Below are 22,031 nucleotides of genomic sequence, written 5' to 3'. Positions count from 1 at the left end.
TTGCCCCTCCCATACTTGATTACTTTTTGGCCGCAACCATCGCCATGAACCCCGGCATCGCGGCCTGCCTGTCAGCCTCTACCTTCCGGGCGTTAGGCATGTCATTCAGACGTTCCAGCAATGCCTTGGCCGCCGGCAGCTGCGCCAGCAGGTCCAGGCCAAACAATTTATCCCCCACCCCGCAGGCCAGGTTCAGGCTGTACATAAAGTACAGATCCGCGATCGTGAAGCTGTCTCCCGCCACATACGGCGCAAACTTGCCGTGCCTTCCCAGCGAAGCGATGCCCAGCAGCAATTCCGTCCTGGATTTTTCCTTGATCGCCTCCGGCACTTGCATGCCAAAAAATGCCTCGCCAAAACACGCCCGCGCAGGCAACTCGATGTACAGTTCGATCTCCCTGCACAACGCCAGCACCTGGGCTCGCTGGAACGGGTCGGCCGGAAGCAGCGCAGGCCCTTCCTGAGTCTGTTCGATGTATTCGAGAATTACGCTGGTTTCATTGATAAACCCCTGCTTCACCCCCAATACCGGCACCTTGCCGCGCGGGCTGACGGCCAGAACGTCAGGGGTTTGTCCGGCATAAAACGGCACTTCTTCAAAGGACAGGCCCTTCTCCAGCAGCGCCAGTTTCACCATGTTGTAGTAGTTGCTGACCGAAAATCCGTAAAGCTTGAGCATCGCAAAGCCTCCAGGCCGTGTGCGGGGTTGGCTGCAAGCGTTATAGACGCCGCCGGGCCATCTGACCAGCAGCATCACCTGGCTGAATGGGGGTAGACTGGCGCCCTTTCCTTGAAGGAGTCCCGCCATGAGCGAGCCCATCGATATCGATAGCGACGAAGAAACATTCACCGAAAATATGTTGATCGAAGCGATCGAAAACCAGATCGAAAACGACAACCCGCCTGCCGCCAAGGCCACGTTCAACAAGTTGACGCTGGTGGGTTACGAGCGCGAGGAGATTCTGAATCTGATGGCTCATGTGCTGGCGTTCGAAATCGACGCCATGTTGGATGAGGACCGCGCGTTCGATACCCAATGGTATGAAACAGCGCTGCGCGCACTGCCCGATCTGCCGCCTGAAAAGGATTAATCCCGACACGCAGCAACGCTGCTGGACAGTTCGGCAAAGTGCGTTCACCTTATGGTCTGCTAGCCTCTAATAAATTTTAGAAAGTCTGGAGTCCTTATGTCGTATACCCCTGAGTTGGTTGCCGAACTGGAAATCCTTGTACTCTTCCCCTTGGACAGCACCCAGGAAGGCCTGAAAGTCCATCAGACCGCCGCTCCCGCTGCCATCGCCGCGGCCAAGCGCCTCCACGCGAAAGGGCTGATCGATCAAGCGGATGGAGGCTACCTGACCAGCCTTGGCCGAGACGCTGCAGAGCAGGCCCAAACCCTGCTGACCATCCTCACCACCGCCAGCACTAAAGAAGCAGCCTGAGAGCGTACGCCGCCCATGGAGTCCGCTTCCTGCGGATTCCGAGGGCCGCATTATGGAGCGTCTCGATTTTTAACCTCGAAAGCCATTTCCCTCTAAACCTCCTACGTTTCTGGCTGTAAACTCCTACACGGCCGCCCATGCCGGGCCCTGCGAGCCGCCGAGTTCTACATGACCCGCACCCACGAAATCCGCCCCGACCTGGACGAAGGCATCGACCGCAAGGTGCTGGCCCAGTTGCGTGCGCGGTTCATGACCCTGAACGAAGGCCGCATGGCGCGAGCCGTCGAGGGGCTGACGCCACGCCAGCAGAGCGTGCTGACGCTGCTACCGCTGTTTTTTCATGTTAATCATCCGCTGCTGCCCGGTTATGTATCGGGCAGCACGCCGGCCGGGCTGTCGAATTTCGAGCCCGACGCCCAGGCCCTGGCCGAAGCTCAGCGCCTGACCCGCTCGTTCTCCTATAAGCCACGCCATGGCAACCCGCCAAGGCCGATTCACGGGCTGTACCTGATGGGCAGTCTCGGCACGCTGGCGCAGGCCGACCAGAGCGATATGGACGTGTGGGTGTGCCACGCAGCTGACCTGGGCGAGAGCGAACTGGCCGAATTGCGCAGGAAATGCCAGTTGCTGGAGACCTGGGCTCTGAGCATGGGTGCCGAGGCGCATTTTTTCCTGATCGAGCCGACCCGCTTCGTACTCGGTGAGCGCGATACGCAGCTCAGCTCCGATGATTGCGGCACCACCCAACATTACCTGTTGCTCGACGAGTTCTACCGCACCGCCATCTGGCTGGCCGGGCGCACGCCGATCTGGTGGCTGGTACCGGTCTATGAAGAACCTCGCTACGCCGAGTTCACTCACACGCTGCTGTCCAAACGCTTCATCCGTGCCGACGAGACCCTGGACCTGGGCCACTTGGCACACATCCCGGCGGGCGAGTTCATGGGAGCCGGGCTGTGGCAACTGTTCAAAGGCATAGAATCACCTTACAAGTCGCTGCTCAAACTGCTGCTGACCGAAGTCTATGCCAGCGAGCACCCACAGGTGCATTGTCTGAGCCTGCGATTCAAGCGAGCCGTGTTCGCCAATCAGGTTGACCTTGACGAGCTGGACCCCTACATCGTGGTGTACCGCCGCATCGAGGAATACCTCACGCAGCGCAACGAGCCCGAACGCCTGGAGCTGGTAAGGCGCGCGCTGTATCTGAAGGTCAATCGCAAGCTCAGCAGCGGCCAGCGCACGACCAGTTGGCAGCGCCTGCTGCTCGAACGTCTCGCCGATGAGTGGGGCTGGGACCATCGCCAACTGGCCCTGCTGGACAGCCGCAGCCAGTGGAAAGTACGCCAGGTGGCCTCTGAACGCCGTGCCCTGGTCAACGAGCTGAACCACAGCTACCGCTTCCTGGCCCAATTCGCGCGCACGGAGCAGACCGTCAGCCTGATCAACAAGCGCGACCTCAACGTGCTCGGCCGCCGGCTGTATGCAGCGTTCGAGCGCAAGGCCGGCAAAGTCGAGTTCATCAACCCTGGCATCGCCCCGGACTTGGCCGAGGACACCCTCACGCTGGTGCAGTCGCCCGTCCGCAAAGAGCCTGGCCAGCACCATTGGGGCTTGTATAACGGTAACCTCACCGCGCTCGAATGCGAGCACTTCGCGCCGATCAAGCGCAGCCGCGACCTGCTGGAAATGCTCACCTGGTGCCATCGCAACGGGGTCATCGACAGCAGTACGCGCCTGGCCCTGCATCCTGGCGTCAGTGACATGACCGAGTTCGAGTTGTTCAACCTGCTGGGCAGCCTGCAGCAGACCATCGCCCTGCCCCTGACCAGCGTTGATGAGGAGCGCCTGCTGCGCTCGGCGGTGCCCGAAGAGGTGCTGTTGCTGATCAACGTCGGCGTCGACCCGCTCAAACACCACCGCGACCTGAATATCCTGATGACCACCGAGCGCACCGACTCCCTGAGCTATGCCGGGGTGCGCGACAACCTGGTGCTGACATTGGACCAGGTGACCCTCAACAGCTGGAACGAGGTCATGGTCAGCCGCTACGACGGGCCGCACGCGCTGCTCGACTGCCTGCGCGATTACCTCAACCAATTACCGCCGAATCACCTGCCGCGCCTGCGGGTGCGCTGCTTCTGTCACAACCGTGCACAATTTATCGCGCAGCGCGTGGAAGAAGTCTTCGACACCGCGCAGAACCTGCTGCTGGGTCGCTCCAACCATCGCTACCTGTTGCAAGTGCAGCAGCATTACCACGTGATGGAGTTGACGCCGGGCCAGGCCGTCCACGTTTCATTGGCCACTCAAGAGGCGTTGATCGCGTACCTCAGCGAGGAACTGGCCAGCTACAGTCCGTTGCACCTGGACGCCATGGCTTTGGAAGACCACGACCTGGCGCTACTGTTACCCATGGGTATGGCGGACTGTGTGCAGGTGTTCTACCGGGTCAACGAAGGGTTCGCGGAGCTGTATGTGCTGGATGAATTCAACGCACTCTGGCAACAGCGCCTGCCTTTCCACGATGAGCAAAGCCTGTTGGTGCCGTTGCAGCGCTTTTTGCAATCGATCATCTACCGCCGCGACGCGCTGTCGCCACTGGACCCGCAACAGCCGATGAGCGCCGTACAGACGCTGTATTACCAGCTGTTGCCATCCGGCAGCGGACGCGCCCGTGGCATCGAGCCTCGGCCTGTGCCCTTGGCCTCGGAGAACAAACCGTTCTATGACGTGCAGGCCATTATCAGCAAGGCGGCACCCGGTCAGGTGGGCATCACCCTCTACTGCAATCAGCGCGAGTTCTCCGAACTGGAGTTCGGTGACCAGCTGTTCACCGTGGTCGCCCGGGAGATCGTCGGGCAGCGCCGCGAAACCGAGCGCTACCGCTGCTACATCACCGACCTGGACTTGTCGGGCCTGCTCGCCGATGTGCAGAGCCCGAGTAATCTGTACCTGCGCTATAAGGCCGAGCTGGAGCTGTCGCTCAATGAGGCGCTGCGCCAGATTTAGAGCGGGAAGGCGCCCCCATCCTTGGGCTGGCCTTCAACGCTGAGCAATTCAAGCTTGAGAGTCTTGCCGCCGGGTGCCGGCCAGTCGATGTGCTGGCCCACTTGCAGGCCGAGCAACGCGCTGCCCACTGGCGCCATGATCGAAATCTTGCCTTCGTCGGCATTCGCATGCTTCGGGTAGACCAGGGTCAGGTGGTAGTCCTTGCCGCTGCCTTGCTCGCGGCAATGCACGCTGGAGTTCATGGTCACGACACCCGCGGGCACTTCATCGTGGCCAACCACCTCTTCGGCGCGGTCGAGTTCGGCCTGCAACGCTTCGACGCCGGGAGACTCGTCGCCCAAACGGTCGATCAGTTGCTCCAGACGCTGCACGTCAAGGCGGGTGAGGATGATGGACGGTGCGGTGGTCATGATTCAGGCAGACTCCTTTTTTCTGCACAAAAAAGCAAAACCCCGCCAGAAAAAGGCGGGGTTCTCACGGGCCTCGATGAGTGGAGGCGTAACCGGACACTAACACAGCGTCACAAATAAACAAGACAGCCTCAGGCGTGGGCCTTGCGTCGTTCGGCCTGGGCGCAGATCACACGGCGTCGATCGTCGTCGGCCGAGCGCCATTCGCGGATGTCTTCCACATGGCGAAAGCACCCGAGGCAGACTTTTTGCTCATCCAGGCGACACAAACTGATACAAGGTGACGGCACCGCCGGGCTGACGTTGCTGAACAACGGCTTGGGCGGGCGTACGGGGGCGGGCTGGCTCACGATCAGATCTCGTCGAAGTCCAGCTCTTCGCCGGTATAGTCCTGGACCAGGCGCGCGAGCATCTCGCCCAACAACTCTTCACTCTTATCGCACTGCCATTTGCGGCTTTCTTCGTCGTAGTCAAAGTGGATGCCACCGGAGCGCGCCGCCAGCCAAAGCTGACGCAGCGGTTCCTGGCGACTGAAGATCAGTTGCTGGCCACTCTCGAACTTGACAGTCAACACACCGGCCGATTGTTCCAGATCCACGTCCAGGTCGCTGTCGTCGAAAATATCTTCCAGCTTCTCCTGGGTGGCATCCACCAGGTCGTGAAAACGGGCTTCGGTCAAACTCATTGTGGCAACCTCAAAAGTGTCTGGTTTTGCTCAAGCGCCGCACGATACGGGCGAGCCTCGCCGATTGCAAAGGATACCGATTTCATCGCAGATGGCGGTATGAAATATCCCCTTCCAGCGTAGTCCGCTTCCCTACCATCTCGGCAAACCCCCGCCGGACGGGTATTCCAGCGCATAGGCAAGGTGGCGGGTGGTCGGTATACTCGGGCGCAATTAATGCATATTCAAGGATTTCGCCATGAAGCGCCTGATCTCTTCCCTTGCTGCGCTCGTCGCGGTCGCCTGCCTCGTTAGTGCCTGTGGTCAGAAGGGCCCGTTGTACCTGCCCGATGACAGCAAAGACCCTGACGATCAGGCGCAATCGTCGCAAAAGCCAGCCAAAGCGCATAAGCACGACACCTTCGAATAAGGGAACCCCATGGACGCTTTTAACTACCGGGACGGCGAGCTGTTCGCGGAAGGCGTGGCGCTGTCCGCGGTTGCCGAACGCTTTGGCACCCCGACGTACGTGTACTCGCGTGCGCACATCGAAGCGCAGTACCGTTCGTTTACCGATCCGTTGAATGGCGTGCCGCATCTGGTGTGCTACGCGGTCAAGGCCAACTCGAACCTGGGTGTGCTCAATGTCCTGGCGCGTCTGGGCGCCGGTTTCGACATCGTGTCCCGTGGCGAGCTGGAACGGGTGCTGGCCGCCGGCGGCCAGGCCGACAAGATCGTGTTTTCCGGCGTCGGCAAGAGCCGTGAAGACATGCGCCGCGCCCTGGAAGTCGGCGTGCATTGCTTTAACGTCGAGTCCACCGAAGAGCTGGAACGCCTGCAAAAGGTGGCCGCCGAGATGGGCGTTCGCGCGCCGATCTCCCTGCGCGTCAACCCGGACGTCGACGCCGGCACCCACCCCTACATCTCCACCGGTCTCAAAGAGAACAAGTTCGGCATCGCGATTGCCGACGCCGAGGATGTGTACATCCGCGCCGCCCAGTTGCCGAACCTGGAAGTGCTGGGCGTCGACTGCCATATCGGCTCGCAACTGACCACACTGCCACCATTCCTCGATGCGCTCGACCGCCTGCTGGCGCTGATCGACCGCCTGGGCGAATGCGGTATCTACCTGCGCCACATCGATCTGGGTGGTGGTGTCGGCGTGCGTTACCGCGACGAAGAGCCGCCGCTGATTGCCGACTACATCCAGGCCGTGCGGGAGCGCATCGAAGGCCGCGACCTGACGCTGATGTTCGAGCCGGGCCGTTACATTGTCGCCAACGCCGGCGTGCTGCTGACCCAGGTCGAGTACCTCAAGCACACCGAACACAAGGATTTCGCCATCGTCGATGCGGCGATGAACGACCTGATCCGCCCGGCGCTGTACCAGGCCTGGATGAATGTCACAGCGGTAACGCCTCGCAACAGCGCTGCGCGCGCCTATGACATCGTCGGCCCGATCTGTGAGACCGGCGACTTCCTGGCCAAGGATCGTCAGCTCGCCCTGGAAGAAGGCGATCTGCTGGCCGTGCATTCGGCCGGTGCCTACGGGTTTGTCATGAGTTCCAACTACAACACCCGCGGCCGTACCGCCGAGGTGCTGGTGGACGGTGATCAAGCGTTTGAAGTGCGTCGCCGCGAGACGGTAGCCGAGTTGTATGCTGGCGAAAGCCTGCTGCCGGAGTAAGCCATGCTGCTGCGTTTTACCAAGATGCACGGGCTGGGCAATGATTTCATGGTTCTCGACCTGGTCAGCCAGCACGCGCACATCCTGCCCAAGCACGCCAAACAATGGGGCGACCGTCATACCGGCATCGGTTTCGACCAACTGCTGATTGTCGAGGCCCCGACCAATCCGGAGGTGGATTTCCGTTATCGGATCTTCAACTCCGACGGCTCCGAAGTGGAACAGTGCGGCAACGGCGCGCGCTGCTTCGCGCGCTTCGTGCTGGACAAGCGCCTGACCGCCAAGCGACAGATTCGCGTCGAGACCAAGAGCGGCGTGATCGAGCTGGACATACGCAATGACGGCCAGATCAGCGTCAACATGGGCGCGCCACGTCTGGTACCGGCGGACATTCCGTTCCAGGCCAGCGAGCAGGCGACCAGCTATGCGGTAGACGTCGATGGCAACGTGCTGGACCTGGCGGCCGTGTCGATGGGCAATCCCCACGCCGTGCTGCGCGTCAACGACATCAACAACGCGCCCGTGCACGATCTGGGGCCGAAAATAGAACACCATCCGCGCTTTCCGGCGCGGGTCAATGTGGGCTTTTTGCAGGTGATCGAGCGTAACCGCGCGCAACTGCGCGTATGGGAACGCGGCGCCGGCGAAACCCAGGCGTGCGGCACCGGTGCTTGCGCCGCTGCCGTCGCCGCGATCAGCCAGGGGTGGATGGATTCGCCGCTGCTGATCGACCTGCCCGGCGGACGTTTGTCCATCGAATGGGCAGGCCCGGGCCACCCGGTGATAATGACCGGGCCGGCCACGCGCGTATACGAAGGACAGGTCCGTCTATGAGAGAGCCAATCCAATGACCGATAAGCCTCAAGTACCCGCACAAGCATCCCCGGGCGAAACTCTGGAGGCCGCTGCCGTCGCGGCGTACCTTGAGGCTCATCCGGATTTCTTCGTCGAACACGACGAACTGCTGCCGGCCCTGCGCATCCCGCACCAGCGTGGCGACACCGTGTCGCTGGTGGAGCGGCAGATGAAAATCCTGCGTGAGCGCAACATTGAAATGCGCCACAAGCTCTCGCACCTGATGGACGTGGCCCGCGATAACGACCGCCTGTTCGACAAGACCCGTCGCCTGATCCTCACACTCCTGGACGCCGCCAGCCTGGAAGAAACAGTGATGGCCGTGGAAGACAGCCTGCGCCAGGATTTCCAGGTGCCCTTTGTCAGCCTGATCCTGTTCAGCGACAACCCGATGCCGGTGGGCCGCTGGGTCAGCGGCAGCGAAGCCCAGACTGCCATCGGCGGCCTGCTGTCCGAAGGCAAGACCATCAGCGGCACCTTGCGCGAGCACGAGCTCGACTTTCTGTTCGGTGCCGAACAGCGCAAGCAGATCGGCTCCACCGCCGTGGTCGCCCTCAGCCATCAAGGCCTGCATGGCGTACTGGCCATCGGCAGCCGCGACCCTGCGCATTACAAAAGCTCGGTGGGCACGCTGTTCCTGACCTACATCGCCGAAGTGCTTGGCCGCGTCCTGCCGCGCTTCACCACCGCCCTGCGCGCGGTGCGCTAGCCATGGAACGGCAACTGGACGCTTACTGCGCTCACCTGCGCAACGAGCGCCAGGTGTCGCCCCATACGCTGCAAGCCTACCGGCGGGATTTGAATAAGGTCCTGGCCTACTGCGAAAAGCATCAGGTTGCCAGCTGGAAAGCCTTGGACATTCAAAACCTGCGCAGCCTGATCGCGCGGCTGCACCAGCAGGGGCAGTCCTCGCGCAGCCTGGCTCGCCTGCTGTCGGCGGTGCGCGGGCTTTACCATTACCTCAATCGCGAGGGCCTGTGCGATCACGACCCGGCCACCGGCCTGTCACCGCCCAAGGGTGAACGACGACTGCCCAAAACCCTGGATACCGATCGCGCCCTGCAGTTGCTGGAAGGCGCCGTGGAAGATGACTTCCTCGCTCACCGTGACCAGGCCATCCTTGAGCTGTTCTATTCCTCGGGCCTGCGCCTGTCGGAGCTGACCAGCCTGAACCTCGACCAACTGGACCTGGCGGACGGCCTGGTGCAAGTGCTTGGCAAGGGCAGCAAGACCCGCGTTTTGCCTGTGGGCAGCAAGGCTCGCCAAGCGTTGCAGCAATGGCTGGCGCTGCGTGCGCTGGCCAACCCGGTAGATGACGCCGTGTTTATCAGCCAAAAAGGTCGGCGCCTCGGCCCACGGGCCATTCAGGTCCGGGTCAAGGCCGCGGGCGAACGCGAGCTGGGGCAGAACCTGCACCCGCACATGCTGCGACACTCCTTCGCCAGCCACCTGCTGGAGTCGTCCCAGGACCTGCGCGCCGTGCAGGAACTGCTCGGCCACTCCGACATCAAGACCACGCAGATCTACACCCATCTGGATTTCCAACACCTGGCAACGGTGTACGACAGCGCCCATCCACGAGCCAAACGCATCAAGGACAGCGACTCATGAGTATCAAGCTGATCACTTTCGACCTGGATGACACACTCTGGGACAACGTGCCCGTCATCATCAGCGCCGAAGCATCGATGCGCGAATGGTTGGCGACCCATGCATCCAAAGTGGGCGACCTGCCCCTGGAGCACTTCGCCAGCCTGCGCCAACAGGTGCTGCAACGCCACCCGGAGCTAAAGCACCGCATCAGCCTGTTGCGCCATCGGGTATTGATGCATGCATTCGAAGAGGCCGGTTATCCACAGCCCGAAGCCACCGAAATGGCTGATGTGTGCTTTGAAGCGTTCATCCATGCACGTCATCAACTGACGGTCTTCCCAGAAGCCGAGCCTATGCTGCAGGCGCTGCGTCGCCAATATCTGCTGGGGGTCATCACCAACGGCAACGCCGACGTGCAGCGTGTAGGCCTGGCGGACTACTTTCACTTCGCGTTGCGCGCCGAAGATATCGGCATCGCCAAACCGGATGCGCGGTTGTTTCAAGAGGCATTGCAACGGGGCGGAGTGGATGCCAGCGCGGCGGTGCATGTGGGCGATCATCCTGGGGACGACATTGCCGGCGCGCAACAGGCGGGGCTGCGTGCAGTGTGGTTCAACCCGACGGGCAAGACTTGGGCGGCGGATACGCGCCCGGATGCGCAGATTCGCAGCCTGACGGAGTTGCCGGAACTGCTCCATAACTGGCAATAACCGTGGAGATTTAACTTTGGAAGCCGGGGACTGATACACCGCTACCGGGGGCAAGCCCACCTTCCACAGTTGAATCGCATAAGACTCAATAAATCATCAGGCATGAAAAAGCCCGCAGCGACGGCGGGCTTTTTCTTAAAAGCAGGTGGCTGGCCTCAGATAGGACGGCTGCCGTACTTGTTATCCGGTTTCTTGGGTGGATCGGCTACCACGTTGGGCTCGACCTCGACCACTTTGCCGCCTTTCGCGAGAAACTCTTCCATCGCACGGGCCAGGGCATCACGCTCTTTGTTCTTGGCCTCAACGCTCGGCAACTCATCGACCGACACTGCGGCCTTGGCTTTGCCTTTGGCCTTGGGAGCAGCGTCATCGCCTACACTGTCATCGGCCTCGTCAGGCACGTCGTCAACCGCCGCCGCTTCGAGGCTATCATCAGCCTCGTCTTCGTCACCGACTTCAAGGTCGTCGTTTTCCAGATCATCGTCGCTCATGTTCTACCTCATGACTTGCGAAAAGCAGATTAGTTATAGCCCAGCTTCACCCTCTGTCGAGCTCGCCGGAAAAAAATCACATCCACTGGATTACCAGTGGCTTACGCCTCATCACCCTGCAGGGTGGCGAGGACTTTGCGAGCACCGCCATGATCACGGTGCTCGCCCAGGTAAACGCCCTGCCACGTCCCGATCGCCAAACGGCCGGCCTTCACCGGCAAACTCAGCTGACAGCCCAGGAGACTGGCCTTGAAGTGCGCCGGCAGATCGTCCGGACCTTCGTCGTTGTGTTCAAACCCTGCGCGGCCTTGCGGCACCAGCAAGTTGAAAAACCGTTCGAAGTCACGGCGAACCGCCGGGTCGGCGTTCTCGTTGACGGTCAACGAGGCCGAAGTGTGCTGCAACCACAGGTGCAACAGTCCTACGCGACACGCCTTTAATTCAGGCAAGCCGGCAAGCAACTCGTCGGTCACCAGGTGAAAGCCCCGGGGCTTGGCCCGCAGGGTAATCAGGGTCTGTTGCCACATACAGTTCTCCGCCCATCGGCGCGCATTCTAGCGCGCTCTGGGAAAAAACAAAGTGTCGAATACGCCTACATGCCTGTAAGACATTCGCATGCTGAAAAATGCTCTATACGTCCCGACGCAAACATGACGCAAAAACCGCCGGAGCCTGTATGACTGACAAACGCCAGGCAAAAAAATGCCCGGCAAGCCGGGCATCTTTTTTTCGCGTACTTACAAGTTGTAGCCGCGCTCGTTGTGTTGCGCCAGATCGAGGCCGACCGCTTCTTCCTCTTCGGTAACGCGCAGCCCCATGACCATATCCAGCACCTTGAGGATGACGTAGGTGACGATCGCCGTGTAGATCACGGTGAAGCCCACGCCTTTGCACTGGATCCAGACCTGTGCCGCTACGTCCGTCACGGTACCGAAGCCGCCCCATGCAGGCGCTGCGAACACACCGGTAAGGATCGCGCCGACGATACCGCCGATACCGTGCACCCCGAACGCGTCCAGGGAGTCGTCATAGCCCAGCTTGCGCTTGAGGCTGGTGGCGCAGAAGAAGCAGATCACACCGGCCACCAGGCCAATCACCAGGGCGCCCATCGGGCCCACGGTGCCTGCGGCCGGGGTGACGGCAACCAGGCCCGCCACCACGCCCGAGGCGATGCCCAGTGCGCTCGGTTTACCGTGGGTGATCCACTCGGCGAACATCCAGCCCAGTGCTGCGGCAGCGGTAGCGATCTGAGTGACCAGCATCGCCATGCCGGCGGTACCGTTGGCGGCCGCCGCGGAACCTGCGTTGAAACCAAACCAACCAATCCACAGCATGGCCGCGCCGATCAGGGTGTAACCCAGGTTGTGCGGCGCCATCGGCGTGGTTGGGTAACCTTTACGCTTGCCGAGCACGATGCACGCCACCAGGCCAGCCACACCCGCGTTGATGTGCACCACGGTGCCACCGGCGAAGTCCAGCACGCCCCAGTCCCACAGCAGGCCGCCGTTGCCGCTCCACACCATGTGTGCGATCGGTGCGTAGACCAGAGTGAACCAGATGGCCATGAAGATCAGCATGGCGGAGAACTTCATACGCTCAGCAAACGCGCCGACGATCAGCGCCGGTGTGATGATCGCGAAGGTCATCTGGAAGGTGATGAACACCGCCTCAGGGAACAGTGCCGCCGGACCGGTAATGCTGGCTGGGGTGACACCGGCCAGGAACGCCTTGCCCATGCCGCCGACGAAGGAATTGAAGTTGACCACGCCCTGTTCCATACCGGTGGTATCGAACGCGATGCTGTAACCGTAGATAACCCACAGGATGCTGATCAGGCCAGTGATGGCGAAGCATTGCATCATCACTGAAAGAATATTTTTGGAGCGAACCATGCCGCCGTAGAACAGCGCCAGGCCAGGGATGGTCATGAACAGCACCAGCGCGGTGGATGTGAGCATCCACGCCGTGTCGCCGGAGTTGAGGACTGGAGCAGCCACTTCGTCTGCCGCCATGGCCAGGCTTGGCATTACGATGGACAACAGGGCTCCGAGCCCTGCGAATTTACGCAGAGTCATATTGTTTTCTCCTGGGGCGTTGGGGTTTGGCGGCTTAGATTGCGTCGGTATCGGTTTCGCCGGTACGGATGCGAATAGCCTGTTCCAGATTGACCACAAAGATCTTGCCGTCACCGATCTTGCCGGTGTTGGCAGCCTTGGTTATCGCCTCGATAACCCGGTCAAGATCCTTGTCGTCAATGGCGACATCAATCTTCACCTTCGGCAGGAAATCCACTACATATTCCGCGCCGCGATACAGCTCGGTGTGACCCTTCTGCCGACCGAAGCCTTTGACCTCAGTAACGGTAATGCCCTGCACGCCGATCTCGGACAACGACTCGCGTACATCGTCCAACTTGAACGGCTTGATGATGGCAGTGACTAGCTTCATGAAAACTCTCTCCCGAATTGGTGGACTTGCCCCAGGAAAACAAACCCGTCTCAAGTCTAAGCGCAGTGCCTGGCTTTGTAACGCGTCGTCGCCTCGGCATGCCGTTGCGACGCCAGCTAACCACTGGTGACAAACCTGTACCCCTGATCCATCGGCGCACTGCATTCGTCACAGCGACTGCATCAGTGCATGGGTCATGATCGTCTAAGCAGAAACCTTGCCAGCTCCGTGAAACTCACTGAAATCAATCCTTTGCTCACTTATGCCCACCTGCGGGGCGATGTGGCGAGCCTGATGCGCACAAAAACGGTGCGCAGCCCGCCGGAGCCCTGCGCGAAAAGCGTGCGCCCAAGGCCGTGAAAAAGACTATAGACGGTGCGTGATACACTGCCCGCCAACTGTTTTCCGGAATATTTCCCATGCTCGCGCCCAAAGATTTCCTCGATGCCCTGAGCGGCCACGCCTCTCGCCTGTTCAGCGGCGAAACTCCGCTGCCCCGCAATGAAATCGAAAGCCAGTTCAAGGCCTTGCTGCAAAGCGGTTTCAGCAAGCTCGACCTGGTCAGCCGTGAAGAATTCGACAGCCAGATGGTCGTGCTCGCCCGCACGCGGGCACGGTTGGAGAGCCTGGAGACGAAGGTGGCGGAGCTGGAGGCGCGGCTGACGCCTGACCAGAAATAACCCACACGCCTTTGTACAAACGAGCTTGTTCGCGCAGATCTTCGCGAGCAGGCTCACCTCGCCACGCCCAAGATACGTTCTGTAAAACCTCCCCGCCCCGCGCTGACTTGCCTCGTCTACCCTTGAAAAACCGCAGGAAGCGGCCCTCATTTTTCAAGGAACGAGCATGTCACTGGCCATCGTCCACAGCCGCGCCCAAATCGGTGTCGAAGCCCCCGCCGTCACCGTCGAAGTGCACATGGCCAACGGCCTGCCGTCCCTGACGCTGGTAGGCTTGCCCGAAACCGCAGTCAAAGAAAGCAAGGACCGCGTGCGCAGCGCCATTCTCAACTCCGCGCTGCAATACCCGGCCCGTCGCATCACCCTCAACCTCGCGCCCGCCGACCTGCCCAAGGATGGCGGGCGTTTTGATCTGGCGATTGCCCTAGGCATCCTGGCCGCGAGTGTGCAGGTGCCGACGTTGATGCTCGACGACGTGGAATGCCTGGGCGAATTGGCGCTGTCCGGCGAGGTACGCGCCGTCAAAGGCGTGTTGCCGGCGGCGCTGGCTGCGCGCAAGGCCGGGCGCACTGTGATAGTGCCGCGCGCGAATGCGGAGGAAGCATGCCTGGCATCGGGCTTGAAAGTGATTGCAGTGGATCACTTGCTGCAGGTCGTGGCGCACCTCAATGGGCACGTGCCGATTGAGCCCTACACATCCGACGGTTTGCTGTACCTGAGCAAACCGTACCCGGACCTGAGCGAAGTGCAGGGCCAGATGACGGCCAAGCGGGCATTGCTGATCGCCGCGGCCGGCGCACACAACCTGCTGCTGAGCGGCCCGCCGGGCACCGGCAAGACCTTGCTCGCCAGCCGCCTGCCCGGCCTGCTGCCGCCTTTGAGCGAGCAGGAAGCACTGGAGGTCGCGGCGATTCAATCGGTGGTCAGCCTGGCGCCGTTGAGCCACTGGCCCCATCGACCGTTTCGCCAACCGCACCACTCAGCCTCCGGGCCGGCCTTGGTGGGCGGCGGCTCAAAACCCCAGCCGGGGGAAATTACCCTGGCGCATCACGGCGTGTTGTTTCTGGATGAACTGCCGGAATTTGATCGCAAGGTGCTGGAGGTTTTGCGTGAGCCGCTGGAGTCAGGGCATATCGTGATTTCCCGCGCGCGCGACCGAGTGAGCTTCCCGGCGCGCTTTCAACTGGTGGCAGCGATGAATCCATGCCCCTGTGGGTATCTGGGCGATCCTACCGGCCGTTGTCGCTGTACGCCGGAGCAGGTCCAGCGCTATCGCAACAAACTGTCCGGGCCGCTGCTGGACCGGATCGATCTGCACCTGACGGTCGCGCGTGAAACCACGGCGCTGAACCCCACCCAAGCGCCCGGCGATAACACCGCGACGGCGGCCGCACAGGTTGCCGACGCTCGAGAACGGCAGGAAAAACGCCAGGGCTGCGCCAACGCGTTTCTGGATCTGCCAGGGCTGCGTGAGCATTGCAGGCTGGCGAAGGCCGATGAAAGCTGGCTGGAACATGCCTGCGAGCGGCTGACACTGTCCTTGCGCGCGGCTCACCGGCTGCTCAAGGTCGCCCGTACCTTGGCCGACCTGGAGCAGGCGGAGGCGATCACTCGCGAGCATCTGCAGGAGGCACTGCAATACCGCCCTGCAGCGGTCACTTGACCCTCGTTTTTACCCGTCAGTGCTTCAGCGGAAGCGGTCCACCTCATGCCGCAAGCCCGACGCCAGGGTCTCCAGCTCCTTGGCGGTGATCGCCAGGTTCGACACCACTTCGCGTTGTTCGCTGTTGGCCAGCGCAATGCTCTGCAGATTACTGCTGAGCAGCGTTGCGGTGCTGCTCTGCTCCTGGGTGGCGGTGGTAATTGCGGCGAACTGCTGGCCGGCCGAGCGGCTTTGCTCGTCGATTCGCGCCAGGGCCGAGGCCACATCGGCATTGCGCGACAGGCCTTCCTGCATCAGCACCTTGCCCTGCTCCATGGTGCTGATGGCGTTACCGGTTTCCTTCTGGATGCTTTGAATCATTGCGGAAATTTCGTCGGTGGCTTCGCGGGTACGCGAAGCCAGGTTGCGCACTTCGTCCGCCACCACGGCGAAACCACGCCCCTGTTCACCAGCACGTGCCGCCTCGATGGCTGCGTTGAGCGCCAGCAGGTTGGTCTGTTCGGCGATGGCCGTGATCACGCCGACGATCCCACCGATTTCCTGGGAGCGCTGGCCCAGGGTGTTGATCACTGTGGCGGTGCTGTTCAACGCCGTGGCGATATGCTCCAGCGAAGATGAGGCCTCCTGCATCGAGTTGCGACCGATGCGGGTTTGCTGGGCGTTCTCCTGAGCCAGGCGTTCGGTGTTGCCCATGTTGTCGGCAATGTTCAGCGACGTCGCACTGAACTCTTCCACCGCGCCGGCCATGCTGGTGATTTCGCCGGACTGCTGCTCCATCCCTTCATAGGCGCCGCCGGACAAACCGGACAGCGCCTGTGCACGGCCATTAACTTCTTCTGCGGCCTTGCGGATATGCGACACCATGGTCGACAGCGCTTCACCCATCTGGTTGAAGGCGCGCGCCAGTTGGCCGATTTCGTCGTGACTGGAAACGTTCAGGCGTGCACTCAAGTCCCCCGCACCCAAGGCTTCAGCCTGGCGCACCAGATCGCCCAGCGGCGCCAGCTTGCTGCGCAGCAACCAGACCGTAGCGCCCACCGCCAGCAACATCGCCAACACACTGCCGATGACCAGACGCAGGCCGACGGCCCAGGTAACCGCACGAATTTCCGCCTTGGGCATGCTGGCAACGACCGCCCAGGGGCCACCGTCGAAGGGCACCGATACACTATAGAAGTCTTCGCTCTTATCGCTCCAGAACCGCCCCTTGCCCGGGGTTTTGGCCAGGTCCAGCATTACCGGCACCGCCTGCTCCGGGGTCTGTACGCCGGCCGGTGGCACCAGCCAGTGTTTCTGTTCATCCAGCAAGGCCAGCGAACCGGTCTGGCCGATACGGAAGCGCTTGAGATTCTCGAACTGGGCACTCTGCGCGTCCGTGTAGTCGAAGCCGATGAACAGCACGGCGATGACTTTACCGCCGGCGTCCCGCACCGGGCTGTACTGCGTCATGTAGGAGCGATCGAAAAGTACTGCCCGACCAATATAAGGCTGTCCGCTGAATACTCGCGCATAGGCCGGACCCTGACGGTCCAGCACGGTGCCAATCGCGCGGCTGCCGTCCTGCTTGGTCAGGGAAGTGCTGACCCGGATAAAGTCATCGCCACTGCGCACGAACACCGTAGCGACGCCGCCGGACATCTGCTTGAACTCGTCCACTTCGGTGAAGTTGTTGTTCAACACATCGCTGCCCAGGTACAGGCTCGGGGTCTGCACACCGGCGACGGCGATCGGCTGGTCCGCGCGCACGCTCAAACCGGCACTGAAACGCTGCTCGAACAGCCCGGTCAGGCGCTGGGTGCTTTCACGCAACGTGCTGTGGAACGTGTTGAGCTGGTCGGCGAGCAAGCGTGCCTCACTGGCCAAGTGTTCCTCGCGGGTATCAAGGTTGGCGGCATCCAGGGAACGCAAGGCAAAAACAGTGCTGCCGCCGATGGCGACAGCCAGGATCAAGGCGAGGGCAATACCCAGTTGTGAGGCGATCCGAGCGCGAGGTTGAGACATGACAGCTCCTGGCCGAGGCCAGGATCATCCTGATCTCTTAGCGATGCTCGGCAAATTATCCAGTGGGGTACGTCGGCGCACAGTGGCTCCAATACTGCTACTTCGGCGGGATGAGCAAATACTTGAGCAGATCGCAGGGGTATCACGCAAACGGTTGCGCAGCAGGCGCTGCGGGCTTCAATCCAGGCGTTCCACCGCCGGCAGGAGCATGGCCTGAACTTCACTCTGAAGAAAATCCGCCAGGCGTCGCAGGCGTTCGCCACCGGGACGGGTCTTTGGCCAAACCAGGTAATAGTTTTCTCCACTGGCCACGGCGGTCGGCCACGGCAGGCTCAACCGGCCCTGGGCCACGTCTTCGGCGACCATAAGCAGGTCCCCCATGGAAACCCCATACCCACGCGCCGCGGCAATCATGCCCAACTCCAACGTGTCGAAGACCTGTCCGCCCTTGAGCGACACTTGAGACGACAGCCCCATGCGCTCCAGCCAATAGCGCCAGTCACGCCGATCGGGCGTGGGGTGCAGCAGCTCGGCCGTGGCCAGGCGCGCCACATCCCAGGGACCATCGTCCAGCAGGTTCGGCGCGCCAACCGGAATCAGCATCTCGGGAAACAAGTGGCACGCCTCCCAGTCCGTCGGAAAATGGCCGTTGCTCAGCAGCACCGCGCAGTCGAACGGTTCCTGATTGAAGTCCACTTCATCGACGCTCATCCATGCGCTCGTCAATTGCACCTCGTTGCCCGGCTGCAAATGCCGGAAGCGGCTGAGCCGCGCCAGCAACCAACGCATGGTCAGGGTCGAGGGCGCCTTCATGCGCAGGATGTCGTCATCGGTGTTCAGGGTGTGGCAGGCCCGCTCCAGCGCGGCAAAGCCTTCGCGTACGCCAGGCAGCAGCAGCCGTGCGGCTTCGGTGAGTTGCAGATGGCGCCCGCTGCGCTGGAACAGGCGACAGGCAAAATGCTCTTCGAGGGTGCGGATATGCCGGCTCACGGCGCTTTGCGTGATCGATAGCTCATCCGCCGCCCGGGTGAATGAGTTATGCCGGGGGGCAGCCTCGAATGCCCTCAGGGCATACAGCGGAGGAAGACGACGAGACATAAGGAAAGCTCCGACAACGCAATAAGAGAACCGTACCAGAATCCACAGATGCATGAGTTTTAATCATGTGAACGATCGCATTTATCCCTTTGTGCAATAGGCCGGGAGCGCCGAGAATCAACCCTCCCCCCATTCCATGACTTTTCGAGCGTGATGATCATGCAGCATCCGGCACGTACCGAACTCTGGGCCATCCTGCGGCTGTCAGGGCCGCTGATCGCTTCGCAGTTGGCCCACATGTTGATGGTGCTGACCGATACGCTGATGATGGCGCGCCTGAGCCCCGAAGCCTTGGCCGGCGGCGGCCTGGGCGCGGCGAGCTATTCGTTCGTGTCGATTTTCTGCATCGGTGTGATCGCCGCCGTGGGTACGCTGGTAGCCATCCGCCACGGCGCGGGCGACATCGAAGGCGCCACGCGCCTGACCCAGGCCGGGCTCTGGCTCGCCTGGCTGATGGCCCTGGCAGCCGGCCTGCTGCTGTGGAACCTCAAGCCCGTGTTGCTGCTGTTCGGCCAGACCGAAACCAATGTGCATTCTGCGGGGCAATTCCTGACGATCCTGCCCTTCGCCCTGCCCGGCTACCTGAGCTTCATGGCGTTGCGCGGTTTCACCAGCGCCATCGGCAAGGCCACGCCGGTCATGGTGATCAGCCTTGGCGGCACGGTGCTTAACTACTTGCTTAACCACGCGCTGATTGAAGGTCTGTTCGGCTTGCCGAAACTGGGCCTGATGGGCATTGGTCTGGTCACCGCGATCGTCGCCAATGGCATGGCGCTGGCACTGATGTGGTACATCCGTAGCAATCGCGCGTATGCGGCTTACCCGCTGAGCAGCGGCCTGCTGCGTCTGAACACCCATTACCTGCGCGAATTGTGGCGCCTGGGCCTGCCGATCGGCGGCACCTATGCGGTGGAAGTCGGATTGTTTGCCTTCGCGGCACTGTGCATGGGCACCATGGGCAGCACGCAACTGGCCGCGCATCAGATCGCCCTGCAGATCGTCTCGGTGGCGTTCATGGTGCCGGCGGGCATGTCCTACGCGGTGACCATGCGCATCGGCCAGCATTACGGGGCCGGGCAGTTGCTGCAGGCACGCCTGGCGGGGCGCGTCGGGATCGGTTTCGGTGCCTTGGTGATGCTGGGTTTTGCCGCCGTGCTGTGGCTGTACTCCGACCCTCTGATCGGACTGTTCCTCGACCATAACGACCCGGCATTCCATGACGTCATTGTATTGGCCGTCAGCCTGCTGGCCGTGGCGGCCTGGTTCGAACTGTTCGACGGCGTGCAGACGATCGCCATGGGCTGTATTCGTGGGCTCAAGGACGCCAAGACCACCTTCCTGGTGGGGCTGGCTTGCTATTGGCTGATCGGGGCGCCGTCGGCATGGTTGATGGCGTTCACCCTGGGCTGGGGGCCAACCGGCGTGTGGTGGGGCCTGGCGCTGGGGCTGGCCTGCGCGGCGGTGAGCCTGACGTGGGCGTTTGAAGCAAAGATGAAACGCATGATTCATCAGGAACCTGCGACTCAAGGCGTGTTTCAGGCTGCGCAAGCAGACTGAAAGGCCAACTTCACCGGCTCCACCGCGCTACATAACCGCGCCCGGCATGGCCTGCTGGCCATCGCCGACGGTCAGGTAAGCCACCAGCTCAGGCAATGGCAATGGCTTGCTGATCAGGTAGCCCTGGGCCTGATCGCAGCCAAATAACCGCAACAGCGCCAGTTGTTCCTGGGTTTCCACGCCTTCGGCCACCACCTCCAGGTTGAGGTTGTGGGCCAGGTTGATCATGGCGTGTACCAATTTGCGGTTTTCTTCACGCTCCTCCATGCCGCCGACAAAACTCTTGTCGATCTTCAACAGGGCAATCGGCAGGCTGTTGAGGTGCACGAACGAAGAGAAACCGGTACCGAAGTCATCCAGGGAAAACCGCACGCCCAGGCGACCGAGGGCATCCATGGTCTGTTTGACCAAATCGCTGCGGCGCATCACGGCGGTTTCGGTCAGCTCGAATTCCAGCCACTGCGCCTCTACCCCACGTTCCGCAATCAGACGGCTGAGGGTGGAAAGCAGTTGGCTGTCCTGAAACTGGCGAAACGACAGGTTCACCGCCATGTGCAGCGGCGGCAGGCCGCGTTCGCGCAAGTCCTGCATGTCGCGCAGGGCACGGGAGATCACCCAATAGCCAAGCGGTACGATCAGGCCGCTTTGTTCGGCCAGCGGTACGAACTCGCTGGGCGGCAACAGGCCACGTTCGCCGTGGCGCCAGCGCACCAAGGCTTCGAGGCCGACAATGTGGCCGTCGTCCAGGTCCAGGCGCGGTTGGTAGTGCAGCTCCAGCTCATCACGCCGCAGGGCACGACGCAGTTCGCTTTCCAGGTCGGCCAGGCTGCGGGCGTTGCGGTTGATGCGTTCGTTGAAGATATGAAAGGTGCAGCCTTGGGTGCTCTTGGCCTGCTGCATGGCGATATGGGCGTGCCACATCAGCGGGTCGGCTCCGGCGCGAGCGCGGGCATGGGCCACGCCCAGGCTGCAGCCGATCAGCAGGCTTTCGCCATCCACCCAGTAAGGTTCGGCCATGACTTGCGTGATGCGTTCGGCCATCCACTCGGCACGTTGGGGCGCGCGGCGGGTATCTATCAACAGAGCGAATTCATCGCTGCCCAGGCGGGCGAGTTGGTCGCCGACTTCGAGTTGGCTCTTGAGCCGCGACACTACCTGCAGAATCAGGCGGTCGCCGGCCTGGTGGCCAAGGGCGTCGTTGGCATGTCGGAAATTGTCCAGGTCCAGGTGACCGAGAGCCAGGCCGCGACCGTCGTTCTCGGCCAGTCGCGCGGCCAGCAAGGTCAGGAAGCCCTGACGGTTGGCGATGCCGGTCAGCGGGTCCTGTTCGGCCAGGCGTTGCAGGGTTGTTTCCAGCACACCGCGCTCGCGAACATGGCGCAGGCAGCGGCGCAGCGTGTCGACGGCCACGCCATCGCGCACCAGCCAATCGCTGACGCCTAACGGCGCAACCAGCGGTTCCTGCTCCAGCAGGAGCACGCAGGGCAGGCTGCAACGGCCGGGGGCGGGTTGCAGCATCGGTGTGGTCAACAGCACCGCGCTCTGGTCGTCATCGAACAGACGACTCACGGAGTCCCAGTTTGGCGCGCTGATCAGCACAGCCCCATCGCCCATCGGCGCCAGGCACTCGCGCAACAACGCTGCCCACTCAGGCGTATCGGCCAGAAGCAGCAAACGCAAGGGTTCGACAGGCGTAGACAAGCTAGCTCCCTAGACTCTGCAA

At 61.8% G+C, this 22,031-nt stretch carries 23 protein-coding genes and 1 pseudogene; 12 read left to right on the top strand and 12 right to left on the bottom strand.

The window, feature by feature from the left end; all coding sequences use genetic code 11:
* Positions 1 to 19 precede the first annotated feature (19 nt).
* Entirely contained in the window at positions 20 to 679 is a 660-nt protein-coding gene (locus tag G7025_RS02335) for a glutathione S-transferase family protein (RefSeq protein WP_181076330.1), read from the bottom strand.
* 127 nt (positions 680 to 806) lie between these two features.
* Here G7025_RS02335 and G7025_RS02330 point away from each other — a divergent pair, with 127 nt between their 5' ends.
* From G7025_RS02330 to G7025_RS02320, 3 genes are all read left to right on the top strand, one after another.
* Positions 807 to 1,091: a hypothetical protein gene (locus G7025_RS02330; protein ID WP_181076329.1), complete on the top strand. Its 285-nt coding sequence runs from the start codon at positions 807 to 809 to the stop codon at positions 1,089 to 1,091.
* Between the two features lie 96 nt (positions 1,092 to 1,187).
* Positions 1,188 to 1,442 (top strand): TIGR02647 family protein, encoded by a 255-nt coding sequence (locus G7025_RS02325; protein ID WP_181076327.1) that lies wholly within the window; start codon positions 1,188 to 1,190, stop codon positions 1,440 to 1,442.
* A 168-nt stretch (positions 1,443 to 1,610) separates the two neighbouring features.
* Positions 1,611 to 4,451, top strand: coding sequence for a class I adenylate cyclase (locus tag G7025_RS02320; protein ID WP_181076326.1), 2,841 nt, complete (start codon positions 1,611 to 1,613; stop codon positions 4,449 to 4,451).
* On the opposite strand, the gene rnk is transcribed toward G7025_RS02320, so the two are convergent.
* From rnk to cyaY, 3 genes are all read right to left on the bottom strand, one after another.
* On the bottom strand, positions 4,448 to 4,861 hold the full coding sequence (gene rnk, locus G7025_RS02315; RefSeq protein ID WP_181076324.1) for a nucleoside diphosphate kinase regulator: 414 nt from the start codon (positions 4,859 to 4,861) through the stop codon (positions 4,448 to 4,450). The genes G7025_RS02320 and rnk overlap by 4 nt on opposite strands.
* 131 nt (positions 4,862 to 4,992) lie before the next feature.
* Entirely contained in the window at positions 4,993 to 5,211 is a 219-nt protein-coding gene (locus G7025_RS02310) for a DUF1289 domain-containing protein (RefSeq protein ID WP_181076322.1), read from the bottom strand.
* 2 nt (positions 5,212 to 5,213) lie between these two features.
* Positions 5,214 to 5,546 (bottom strand): iron donor protein CyaY, encoded by a 333-nt coding sequence (cyaY, locus tag G7025_RS02305; RefSeq protein WP_181076321.1) that lies wholly within the window; start codon positions 5,544 to 5,546, stop codon positions 5,214 to 5,216.
* A gap of 238 nt (positions 5,547 to 5,784) precedes the next feature.
* Here cyaY and lptM point away from each other — a divergent pair, with 238 nt between their 5' ends.
* The 6 genes from lptM to G7025_RS02275 are packed head-to-tail and all read left to right on the top strand — an operon-like array spanning position 5,785 to position 10,370.
* Positions 5,785 to 5,955 carry an LPS translocon maturation chaperone LptM gene (lptM, locus tag G7025_RS02300; RefSeq protein WP_181076319.1) on the top strand — a complete coding sequence of 57 codons (171 nt, stop codon included), beginning with the start codon at positions 5,785 to 5,787 and terminating at the stop codon, positions 5,953 to 5,955.
* Positions 5,956 to 5,964: 9 nt separating this feature from the next.
* The gene (gene lysA, locus G7025_RS02295) at positions 5,965 to 7,212 is read left to right on the top strand and encodes a diaminopimelate decarboxylase (RefSeq protein WP_181076318.1); all 1,248 of its coding nucleotides are present in this window, start codon (positions 5,965 to 5,967) and stop codon (positions 7,210 to 7,212) included.
* A gap of 3 nt (positions 7,213 to 7,215) precedes the next feature.
* Positions 7,216 to 8,046 (top strand): diaminopimelate epimerase, encoded by an 831-nt coding sequence (gene dapF / locus G7025_RS02290; protein ID WP_181076317.1) that lies wholly within the window; start codon positions 7,216 to 7,218, stop codon positions 8,044 to 8,046.
* A gap of 13 nt (positions 8,047 to 8,059) precedes the next feature.
* Positions 8,060 to 8,776, top strand: coding sequence for a DUF484 family protein (locus tag G7025_RS02285; RefSeq protein ID WP_181076316.1), 717 nt, complete (start codon positions 8,060 to 8,062; stop codon positions 8,774 to 8,776).
* Between the two features lie 2 nt (positions 8,777 to 8,778).
* Positions 8,779 to 9,678 (top strand): tyrosine recombinase XerC, encoded by a 900-nt coding sequence (gene xerC, locus G7025_RS02280; RefSeq protein WP_181076315.1) that lies wholly within the window; start codon positions 8,779 to 8,781, stop codon positions 9,676 to 9,678.
* Entirely contained in the window at positions 9,675 to 10,370 is a 696-nt protein-coding gene (locus tag G7025_RS02275; RefSeq protein ID WP_181076314.1) for an HAD family hydrolase, read from the top strand. The genes xerC and G7025_RS02275 overlap by 4 nt, the downstream gene beginning before the upstream one ends.
* 155 nt (positions 10,371 to 10,525) lie before the next feature.
* On the opposite strand, the gene sutA is transcribed toward G7025_RS02275, so the two are convergent.
* The 4 genes from sutA to glnK form a co-directional block, all read right to left on the bottom strand.
* Positions 10,526 to 10,861 (bottom strand): transcriptional regulator SutA, encoded by a 336-nt coding sequence (gene sutA / locus G7025_RS02270; RefSeq protein WP_181076313.1) that lies wholly within the window; start codon positions 10,859 to 10,861, stop codon positions 10,526 to 10,528.
* A 101-nt stretch (positions 10,862 to 10,962) separates the two neighbouring features.
* Positions 10,963 to 11,388, bottom strand: coding sequence for a secondary thiamine-phosphate synthase enzyme YjbQ (locus tag G7025_RS02265; RefSeq protein ID WP_181076312.1), 426 nt, complete (start codon positions 11,386 to 11,388; stop codon positions 10,963 to 10,965).
* 210 nt (positions 11,389 to 11,598) lie between these two features.
* Positions 11,599 to 12,936: an ammonium transporter gene (locus tag G7025_RS02260; RefSeq protein ID WP_181076311.1), complete on the bottom strand. Its 1,338-nt coding sequence runs from the start codon at positions 12,934 to 12,936 to the stop codon at positions 11,599 to 11,601.
* Positions 12,937 to 12,970: 34 nt separating this feature from the next.
* Positions 12,971 to 13,309, bottom strand: a complete 339-nt coding sequence (gene glnK / locus G7025_RS02255; protein WP_002555808.1) for a P-II family nitrogen regulator — start codon at positions 13,307 to 13,309, stop codon at positions 12,971 to 12,973.
* Between the two features lie 419 nt (positions 13,310 to 13,728).
* Here glnK and G7025_RS02250 point away from each other — a divergent pair, with 419 nt between their 5' ends.
* Together G7025_RS02250 and G7025_RS02245 are read left to right on the top strand one after the other, a co-directional pair.
* Positions 13,729 to 13,989, top strand: coding sequence for an accessory factor UbiK family protein (locus G7025_RS02250; RefSeq protein WP_181076309.1), 261 nt, complete (start codon positions 13,729 to 13,731; stop codon positions 13,987 to 13,989).
* Between the two features lie 166 nt (positions 13,990 to 14,155).
* Positions 14,156 to 15,652, top strand: a complete 1,497-nt coding sequence (locus tag G7025_RS02245) for a YifB family Mg chelatase-like AAA ATPase (RefSeq protein WP_181076308.1) — start codon at positions 14,156 to 14,158, stop codon at positions 15,650 to 15,652.
* Between the two features lie 24 nt (positions 15,653 to 15,676).
* Here G7025_RS02245 and G7025_RS26965 read toward each other — a convergent pair whose 3' ends face one another.
* From G7025_RS26965 to G7025_RS02235, 3 genes and pseudogenes are all read right to left on the bottom strand, one after another.
* Positions 15,677 to 16,399, bottom strand: coding sequence for a methyl-accepting chemotaxis protein (locus tag G7025_RS26965; protein WP_375139320.1), 723 nt, complete (start codon positions 16,397 to 16,399; stop codon positions 15,677 to 15,679).
* A 180-nt stretch (positions 16,400 to 16,579) separates the two neighbouring features.
* A pseudogene (locus G7025_RS26960) lies at positions 16,580 to 17,653 on the bottom strand (Cache 3/Cache 2 fusion domain-containing protein); the annotation flags it as partial.
* Positions 17,654 to 17,830: 177 nt separating this feature from the next.
* Positions 17,831 to 18,751: a LysR substrate-binding domain-containing protein gene (locus G7025_RS02235; RefSeq protein ID WP_181076304.1), complete on the bottom strand. Its 921-nt coding sequence runs from the start codon at positions 18,749 to 18,751 to the stop codon at positions 17,831 to 17,833.
* Positions 18,752 to 18,904: 153 nt separating this feature from the next.
* On the opposite strand from G7025_RS02235, the gene G7025_RS02230 reads away from it, so the two are divergent.
* The gene (locus tag G7025_RS02230; protein WP_181076580.1) at positions 18,905 to 20,308 is read left to right on the top strand and encodes a NorM family multidrug efflux MATE transporter; all 1,404 of its coding nucleotides are present in this window, start codon (positions 18,905 to 18,907) and stop codon (positions 20,306 to 20,308) included.
* A gap of 27 nt (positions 20,309 to 20,335) precedes the next feature.
* Here the strand turns inward: G7025_RS02230 and G7025_RS02225 are convergent, their stop codons facing one another.
* Positions 20,336 to 22,009, bottom strand: coding sequence for a putative bifunctional diguanylate cyclase/phosphodiesterase (locus G7025_RS02225; RefSeq protein WP_181076303.1), 1,674 nt, complete (start codon positions 22,007 to 22,009; stop codon positions 20,336 to 20,338).
* Between the last annotated feature and the right edge of the window lie 22 nt (positions 22,010 to 22,031).

Origin of the sequence: Pseudomonas lurida (genome assembly GCF_013522705.1) — a bacterium.
Classification (GTDB): domain Bacteria; phylum Pseudomonadota; class Gammaproteobacteria; order Pseudomonadales; family Pseudomonadaceae; genus Aquipseudomonas; species Aquipseudomonas quebecensis.
This window is presented reverse-complemented; position numbering and strand designations above follow the sequence as displayed.

Excerpts from the sequence above, each read along its gene's own strand:
- G7025_RS02335 (WP_181076330.1), bottom strand. The coding sequence starts at position 679 with ATGCTCAAGCTTTACGGATTTTCGGTCAGCAACTACTACAACATGGTG.
- G7025_RS02330 (WP_181076329.1), top strand. The coding sequence starts at position 807 with ATGAGCGAGCCCATCGATATCGATAGCGACGAAGAAACATTCACCGAA.
- G7025_RS02325 (WP_181076327.1), top strand. The coding sequence starts at position 1,188 with ATGTCGTATACCCCTGAGTTGGTTGCCGAACTGGAAATCCTTGTACTC.
- G7025_RS02320 (WP_181076326.1), top strand. The coding sequence starts at position 1,611 with ATGACCCGCACCCACGAAATCCGCCCCGACCTGGACGAAGGCATCGAC.
- rnk (WP_181076324.1), bottom strand. The coding sequence starts at position 4,861 with ATGACCACCGCACCGTCCATCATCCTCACCCGCCTTGACGTGCAGCGT.
- cyaY (WP_181076321.1), bottom strand. The coding sequence starts at position 5,546 with ATGAGTTTGACCGAAGCCCGTTTTCACGACCTGGTGGATGCCACCCAG.
- lptM (WP_181076319.1), top strand. The coding sequence starts at position 5,785 with ATGAAGCGCCTGATCTCTTCCCTTGCTGCGCTCGTCGCGGTCGCCTGC.
- lysA (WP_181076318.1), top strand. The coding sequence starts at position 5,965 with ATGGACGCTTTTAACTACCGGGACGGCGAGCTGTTCGCGGAAGGCGTG.
- dapF (WP_181076317.1), top strand. The coding sequence starts at position 7,216 with ATGCTGCTGCGTTTTACCAAGATGCACGGGCTGGGCAATGATTTCATG.
- G7025_RS02285 (WP_181076316.1), top strand. The coding sequence starts at position 8,060 with ATGACCGATAAGCCTCAAGTACCCGCACAAGCATCCCCGGGCGAAACT.
- xerC (WP_181076315.1), top strand. The coding sequence starts at position 8,779 with ATGGAACGGCAACTGGACGCTTACTGCGCTCACCTGCGCAACGAGCGC.
- G7025_RS02275 (WP_181076314.1), top strand. The coding sequence starts at position 9,675 with ATGAGTATCAAGCTGATCACTTTCGACCTGGATGACACACTCTGGGAC.
- sutA (WP_181076313.1), bottom strand. The coding sequence starts at position 10,861 with ATGAGCGACGATGATCTGGAAAACGACGACCTTGAAGTCGGTGACGAA.
- G7025_RS02265 (WP_181076312.1), bottom strand. The coding sequence starts at position 11,388 with ATGTGGCAACAGACCCTGATTACCCTGCGGGCCAAGCCCCGGGGCTTT.
- G7025_RS02260 (WP_181076311.1), bottom strand. The coding sequence starts at position 12,936 with ATGACTCTGCGTAAATTCGCAGGGCTCGGAGCCCTGTTGTCCATCGTA.
- glnK (WP_002555808.1), bottom strand. The coding sequence starts at position 13,309 with ATGAAGCTAGTCACTGCCATCATCAAGCCGTTCAAGTTGGACGATGTA.
- G7025_RS02250 (WP_181076309.1), top strand. The coding sequence starts at position 13,729 with ATGCTCGCGCCCAAAGATTTCCTCGATGCCCTGAGCGGCCACGCCTCT.
- G7025_RS02245 (WP_181076308.1), top strand. The coding sequence starts at position 14,156 with ATGTCACTGGCCATCGTCCACAGCCGCGCCCAAATCGGTGTCGAAGCC.
- G7025_RS26965 (WP_375139320.1), bottom strand. The coding sequence starts at position 16,399 with ATGGCCGGCGCGGTGGAAGAGTTCAGTGCGACGTCGCTGAACATTGCC.
- G7025_RS02235 (WP_181076304.1), bottom strand. The coding sequence starts at position 18,751 with ATGTCTCGTCGTCTTCCTCCGCTGTATGCCCTGAGGGCATTCGAGGCT.
- G7025_RS02230 (WP_181076580.1), top strand. The coding sequence starts at position 18,905 with ATGATCATGCAGCATCCGGCACGTACCGAACTCTGGGCCATCCTGCGG.